The organism is Kocuria sp. ZOR0020, assembly GCF_000800955.1.
GTDB lineage: Bacteria > Actinomycetota > Actinomycetes > Actinomycetales > Micrococcaceae > Kocuria > Kocuria subflava.
On the sequence record NZ_JROX01000182.1, the window covers coordinates 1 to 7,105 of the forward strand.

The 7,105-nt window shown below is 65.0% G+C and carries 5 protein-coding genes, 1 tRNA gene and 1 pseudogene; 6 read left to right on the forward strand and 1 reads right to left on the reverse strand.

All coding sequences use genetic code 11. The features are described 5' to 3' along the window. Positions 1–68 precede the first annotated feature (68 nt). A pseudogene (locus L979_RS10905) lies at positions 69–590 on the forward strand (MFS transporter); the annotation flags it as partial. On the opposite strand, the gene L979_RS15930 reads toward L979_RS10905, so the two are convergent. After that, positions 582–653: transfer RNA gene (locus tag L979_RS15930), tRNA-Ile, on the reverse strand. The pseudogene L979_RS10905 and the gene L979_RS15930 overlap by 9 nt on opposite strands. Before the next feature lie 663 nt (positions 654–1,316). On the opposite strand from L979_RS15930, the gene L979_RS10915 reads away from it, so the two are divergent. The 5 genes from L979_RS10915 to L979_RS10940 all read left to right on the forward strand — a co-directional run. Beyond that, complete coding sequence (locus L979_RS10915) at positions 1,317–2,165, forward strand: tyrosine-type recombinase/integrase (RefSeq protein ID WP_052209814.1); 849 nt, start codon at positions 1,317–1,319, stop codon at positions 2,163–2,165. Positions 2,166–2,870: 705 nt separating this feature from the next. After that, positions 2,871–3,437, forward strand: a complete 567-nt coding sequence (locus tag L979_RS10925) for a hypothetical protein (protein WP_047692244.1) — start codon at positions 2,871–2,873, stop codon at positions 3,435–3,437. A 102-nt stretch (positions 3,438–3,539) separates the two neighbouring features. Next, a complete protein-coding gene (locus L979_RS10930; RefSeq protein ID WP_156125554.1) occupies positions 3,540–5,264 on the forward strand; it encodes a hypothetical protein in 1,725 nt (574 codons plus the stop codon). 38 nt (positions 5,265–5,302) lie between these two features. Further along, the gene (locus L979_RS16780; RefSeq protein ID WP_047692246.1) at positions 5,303–6,319 is read left to right on the forward strand and encodes a LysM peptidoglycan-binding domain-containing protein; all 1,017 of its coding nucleotides are present in this window, start codon (positions 5,303–5,305) and stop codon (positions 6,317–6,319) included. Between the two features lie 435 nt (positions 6,320–6,754). After that, positions 6,755–7,105 (forward strand): hypothetical protein (locus tag L979_RS10940; protein WP_047692247.1); only part of this gene is annotated, 351 nt, incomplete at its 3' end.

Below are 7,105 nucleotides of genomic sequence, written 5' to 3' on the forward strand. Positions count from 1 at the left end.
GTGGCGGCTGGGCTGCCGGCGCCGCGATCGTGCGCCGTCGGCCACGAGCCACGGCCGCCGTGGTCTCAGTGGTTGCAGCCCACTGCGTGATGGTGGCGGTCATGTCCATCACGCCGCTGCACATGCAGCATCAGGTGGGCGATGCCGCCCACCATCCGGACACCATCGCGTTGATCGGCTTCACCATCTCCTTGCACATTGCCGGGATGTATGCGCTCTCCCCCGTCATGGGATGGCTGGTGGACACCGTGGGTGCTCAGTGGACCATCCTTGCGGGGCACGTGACTCTGCTGGCCTCCGTGGCCCTCACGGGATTCGGCGCCCACCACATGGGGATGGTCACGGCGGGGCTGATTCTGTTGGGCGTGGGATGGTCTGCAGCCACCATTGGCGGCTCCACCCTGTTGGTGTATTCCCTCACACCCTCGCAGCGAGTCCCGGCCCAAGGTTTCTCCGATGCCACCATGTCCCTGGCCGGAGCACTCGGCAGCGCACTGGCCGGTCCTGCCATGGGATTGATGGACTATCCCGGAATCAGCGCAACCGCAGCTGCGGTGGTGATCGTGGCCGTGATCTGGGTAGGGCGAGTGGGGCTTGAACCCACGACCAAAGGATTATCAGACCTCAGATTCGGCTCTACCCTCATACTCGCCGTCGTGGCCATCTACTCCCAGGTGGTACGGAACCGGGACGATCGATGACCATGTTCGCGGACTCCGAACGCGCTCGATTCGATCGGCATGTCCTACGAGGACCAGGACCAACATCCTGTTGGATCTGGGTCGGCGCCATCGGCGACGACGGCTACGGACGCTTCTGGATCCGCGACGAAACCGCACCTAACGGACAACGCGCCGTGCGGCCACACCGCTGGGCCCTGGCCGCACTCGATCATTCCTGGTCCACCATCGACGGACTCCAATCCCTGCACCTCTGCGACGTCCCACTCTGTGTGCGCGCCACCACTGGCCCAGACACCCACCTGATCGCCGGCACCAGGTCCGAGAACATGCGCCAACGCTCCCAACGTGGGCGCCTGCCAGCACCCTCACTACCCCGGTACAAAGCCCAATCACGCCAACACAGCGCAGCACGGATCCGGGAACTACGCGACGCACTTACCCGTGACGGTTGGGACGACGCCGTCATTCAAGAAATCGCCCACGGAACAGACCCAAACGCTCTCACTCTCCTCTGAGCTGATCGCGCGGTTGCGACTCCACATCCCCCCAAGTCACACGTAACACAGGCCCCGTTACCCACAGGTTGAAGCTGCCCACTGTGAAACCGATGCCCTGGCGGGTAACTATGACCGGATGGACGCCTCCACAACCCCCATCCAGGCGCCTCACACGCCGCATCCGGCCTGGGAGGACGCTCTCACGGACTTCACCCGTTGGCTGATCGCCTCCGGCCGACGCCCGGCAACCGTGGACTTGCGCGCGTTGTGGATCCGACATCTCGCCGCGGGGGTCGCCCCAACCGGCCCGTGGGAGATCACCGGACAGCAGATCATCAGCTGGGTGGCAACCCAAACGTGGGCACCTAACACCCGCAGGTCCGCCCGGACATCCATCCAACGGTTCTTCGTCTGGGCCAACCTTGCCGGCCACCGAGCCGACAACCCTTCGCACTTGCTGATCAGCACCAAACCACCACGGGCTGTGTCTCGCCCCGTTCCCAGCGACGTCCTGGACCGCGCCATCCGGCAAGCGGATCCCAAAGCCAGGCTCATGCTGCTGCTGGGATCACGTGCGGGCCTCCGACGCTCAGAAATCGCCGCCCTCCACTCCCGCGACATCGAGCCGGGTTGGCTGTTCGTCACAGGCAAAGGCGGACAACGCAGGTTCATCCCCATCCACGAAGATCTGGACCCACTACTGCGAGCAGCCAAAGAACGAGGGGGCTGGATCTTCCCGGGACGATTTACCGGCCACTGCCACCACGATCACGTAGCCAAAACGATCTCCCGCGCATTGGGGCCAGGCTGGAGCACTCACAACCTGCGTCACTGGTTCGCCACGACGCTCTACACCTCCACCGGCGATCTCCGCGTCGTCCAAGAGCTCCTGGGCCACGCGAACATCGCCACTACACAGATCTATGTCGGCATCGACCGCAACACACTGCTCAACGCCATCCGAACCCTGCCATCCGCCGCGTGAGCCGGCGCGGCGTGGCTACTCAGCCGCTGAGCCCCTCACCCGACGCCCCAGGGCCATTTCCGGAGTCCATAGGGGAGGCAACTCCTCGATCCTGACCATGGCATCCCCAGGAAGGCGGTAGCGCACCACGGACCCATCGAGCACTACCCAAACCCACACGCACTCGATGTGGGTCATGCCATTGCGCATCACTTGCACATCGTGAAGAACGCACTCCACCCAACCATCCGGAGTCGGTATTGCTAAGGGCTTTCCCACCCGCTCATTGGACAAGACACTGGCCCAGATCTCTCGCGTCAACATGAGTCCATGGTCACCGACAGCCCGGACAACACAAGAGCCCCACCCGAATGCGGGTAGGGCTCTCTGCGGCATCCCTTGAGCTTCAACACGTGCCTGCTATGGCTGGTTGCCTCAGCTTCAGTCATCCCACGCTTCTCCTCGCGCTGGGTGAACTGCGACCCGAGGCGGTAAAACCATCAAGGAAGGATCGGTCACCTGGGGTGGGGGGGCCACTGGCTGGGTGACGGTGGACAACCGCAGCTGTAGCGCCTCTGGGGTCACCTGTCTGTGGCCCGGGGTACCAGACTCCACAGGGGCTAAAGACGTAGCGGTTCGTTTGGGTTTGTCCACAGTGCACGCATTTGTGCTTGTCCCCCGATGATGGGGTGTCAGACTGGATGCACGGGAATGAAGGAGCGCCCAGTGAACACCTCACAACTCACCTCTACGTTGCAGGGCCGGCCAACGCAGGTCGTCGCGGGAAGCCAATTCCGCGAGTCGATCTTGGAGGACGTGCGCCGCGAAAACCCCCACGCCTTCCCAACCATCTTCGAGCATGCCCAAGCCATCACGGAGGCAGGATTCTGGGTCCGGGCTGGGATCAGCATCGGGCCGGCAACCGCGCATGTCTTGGCATGGCCCGCAGTCCTGCCCGAAACCTTGTTCGAGGCCGGTCACTCCGTCGATGATTTGGCCGCTATTGATGGCCGTGCCCAGGACCTGCCACGTTTGGTTGGCACCGGATGGGACGCCGTGACTACCGCGACCCTGGTGCCGATTGCCGAGACGATCAGGCGTTACCAACTCAAGGCCACCTGGGATCACCTGGTGCGCGAATCGGAGATCTCCACGACTCTGTGGCGTGAGGAGATCGTCGGACAGGCCCTGCTCATCGAGTCCGCGGCCTGGTGGTTGACCCGGGCGGAGGTGGCCCCGCAGCAGATGTGGGCGCACTTGATGGTCTGGCCTGAGCAGCTGGGCGAGTCATGACACGCTGACACACGCGCTGTCTGCAGCACCTCGATAACGGTCTGAGATCCCTACCTGGGTTCTCAGACCGTTGTGGTTCGGCTGAGGGGATGCACAGTGACCATGCGAACGATTCAGCTGCAGCCACAGAAGCTCTCGCTGCGGGCCGCCGGCACCGTCCTGGACGCCGCTGGCATGAACGAGGTCTGGTCGGCCACAGCCCAGCATGCCCGGGCCACCGGCCAGCCGGTCACCCTGTCTGTGCTCGATGGGTCCACGACCTTGCGTACCTGGTCGATCGCCCCGCACGGTGAGCGCACCCAGCTCGAGCGCACGCCGGCCGCCAGCACGTTCACGTTGCATCTCGCGCCGTGGGTGATGACGGTGCCCAGTGAGGCTGGCCCGGTAGAGCGTGAGGTTTCCACTCTCTCGGTCGCCCGTCAGCAGGCTGAGGACGCAGCCACCTCGCAGAATCACGATTTCACCGTGGCGGTCACCGGCGCTGATCTGGACGACGTCCAGGTCATCTCCCCGCGACCAGTGGTCATGGTCGAGGACGACGAGGACGAGCTCGATTCCTTGGAGGAGTTGTTCGCCGACGAGGCAGACGCCCAGGATCCCAAGGCCACAGCCGGTGCCCTGTCGGCATTTTTGCGGAAGCACCGCAAACCCTTGATCATCTCCTCGGCTGCGGGTGCGGCTTTGTTCATCGGCCTGGTCGGTGGCGGCATCCTTCTGGCCAACTCGACCACGAACCCTTCCGAGTCCGCAGCGGCAGCAGCCGCCCAGTCACCTGATACCACCAGTTCCCCCAGGATCCAGACCGCTGCAGAGGCCCCAGCCGGCTTCTCGGTCAACGCCGCCTGGGCGGCTGATGGGGCCACAGATCAGCGCAGCGCCTTGACACCATCGGGCTCGGTGATCGGCACGGTCTCCGGCCGGGTGCTGAACATCATCGACGCGGAAACCGGTGAGGTCCGTGACACGGTGCACCTACCGGTCAAGCCAGACACCGCCCCTGTGGGATTTCAGGACGCCCGCGGTTCCGGTGAGGGCCTGGTGATGACCGGCGGCACCACCTTGATGATCTGGACCGCGGGTGATGGGTTGACCACGCACACCACCAGCGAGAAGGAAGCCCTGCAGGTCACCGGGCCCACCGTCATCGCCGTACCCAAATCCACGTCCACCCGACCGGATGCCATTCGTCTGCTGCACGGCAACGACTTTGAGACCTGGAAGTCCCCCGGCACCGATGCATCACCTATCACCCCGGTCGATGGCGGCATGCTTTGGGCCAGTTCCGTGGACGGTGGGACGTTGGTGACGGCAGACGCCGAGGGGAAGACCAAGTCCTCCACCCGGCTGGTCGGTCCATCTCCCTCCGCGAAAATCAGCCGGTGGTTGGGTGCCAGCGAGAAGTTCGTGGCCGTGACGTGGTCCGAAACCGGCAGGGAACCCGTACTGGCGCTACACGCAGCAGACACTGGAGAAGTCGTGGACACCACCTCCATGGGCTCCGGTACCGCTACCAGCACCCGAGCCGTTTTGGGCCTGGAGAAGACCGTGATGCTCGTGGGCTCCACCCCCGTGGATCTGGATACCGGCCGTATCGGAACCCGCACGGAGGACCTGCCGTCTACGACCGATGCAGCCAAGGCCGTGCCCGGCGGGTGGTTGCTCCGAGCCCAGGACGGGACCGAAACGATCGTCACATCGCGCGGATCCACGATCATCTCTCCCACCTCTACGGAGACCTTGGTGGGTCTCACCGGTGAGGATTCCGTGGTCGTTGATCACCGCGGTGCCCTGGCCCGCTTCGACCCGGCACCACCTGAAACCCCCTGATTTCCACACACCCTGTTTCATCACGAAAGGAACCCATCATGATCCGCACACGAACCGCCGCAGCAGTCCTGGCCATCACCCCGATGCTCACGCTCACGGCGGCCCCAGCATTCGCAGATGACTTCACCCCGGTGACCATTGACCCCGGCACGGCGCCCGAGACAGGCCCCGGCTTGGAAGGCCCTGGGGTCATTGACCCGGGTGTCCCGGCAGTTGAACCGGCACCCGCCGTGGATCCGGTCGTTGACACCGCCCCCAGCGAACCTGCTGCCCCGTCTTTCCCTCCGGCCACTGAGGCTCCCGCACCGGAACCAGTTCCGGCACAGCCAGTTGTTGAGCCGCCGGCCGATCCGGCAGTGCCGGTTCCGGACACGGCTGAGCAGGTACCCGTTTTACCCGTGGTTGAGCAGCCGGCACTGGCGCCCGTCGTTGAACAGCCTGTCCCGGTCGCACCGGTTGCCCCCGCGGCTCCGGTGCAAACGCAACCGCCGGCAGCGGTCACAGCACCGGCAGCCCAGGTACCTTCCGCTGCCCCGATGCCTGCCACCGCGCAGCCGATCGTTCCGCAGAGCTCTTCCGGTGGCACGTCCGCCCCGTCCGCACCGATTGCCGGTACCCCGGCAGGTTCCGGCAACGCCCTTTCCGGTGGCACGCCACCTTCCGCCTCCGCCCCGGCGGCCGCGCCTTCGGCTTCTTCCGCCATTGCCGGTTCCGCACCGCTTCCGGCAACGGCAACGGAAGCGGCACGCACGCCGGTTCCGCTTCCGGCCGCGTTGTCTTCCGCTTGGACCGCGACGTTTGCCGCCCCGGGTTCCGGTCTTCCGGAAACCGGGTTCCCCATGGCAGCGTCTGCTTCCGCCCCGGAACTCTCACGCACGGTGACCGAGAACGATCCCGGAACCTACACGGTGGTCTCCGGCGACACTCTGTGGGACATTGCCATCCGCTATGACATCGACGGAGGCTGGCAAGCCCTGGCCGCCGCGAACTCGGACATCATCAATGACCCCGACCTGATCTTCCCTGGCCAGATCCTCACCATCCCCAACGACTAGGACTCTGGGACACCCCCACAGGGACAGACAGTGGCCCCTCCACCAACCCAGGTGGAGGGGCCACTGTCATACCTAACGGACACCATCAGCAGACCAACCACCCTCCACACCAGACCCCGAATCGCAGCACCAACGAACCCACCATCCACGATCAACACCGGACCACGAACGAGAACCCCCGTCCTGACAAGAAAATCAAGAACTAACTGCACACACCTCTGGCACCGAGGTGCACTCACGGCGACATGTGTCGCCCTCACCAGATACGTGGCGCAGCGATTGGTCCGATGGGTGGGCATGCGAACCACGTCCTGCGCTGCCTGCGGTACGCCTTTAGAACTCGGATCCCGGCCCTCTCGTCGATTCTGTTCGACACCGTGCCGGCGGCGGGCCCAACGCCGTCGGCTCCGAGGCCGGCCGGAAGCTGATGCTCTGATGCATGGTGCTCAGCAGGCGCTCCTGGACACGCTGCGCCGTCGCGAACGGCAGTTGGCTGGCAAGGCAGCAACGATTACCCGGCTGCGGTCCTCCAGGGACGCCGCCCGGAAGCAGGCAGCGGAAGCACGCGCGGAAGCTGCAGCAGCGGCACGCCGGGCGGAACGGGCGATCATTGCCGCCGGAACCGCAGAAGCGGAAGTCCGGCAAAGGGCGGCGGAAGCGGCAACGGGTTCCGGAACCGGCGGCCCGCTGCGGCAACGTGATGAGGAGATCGCTGGCCTGCGGAACCGGCTGGCGGAAGTCGCTGCCGTCAAGGTGGTGCCGCTTGCCGTGATGCGCCAATGGCAG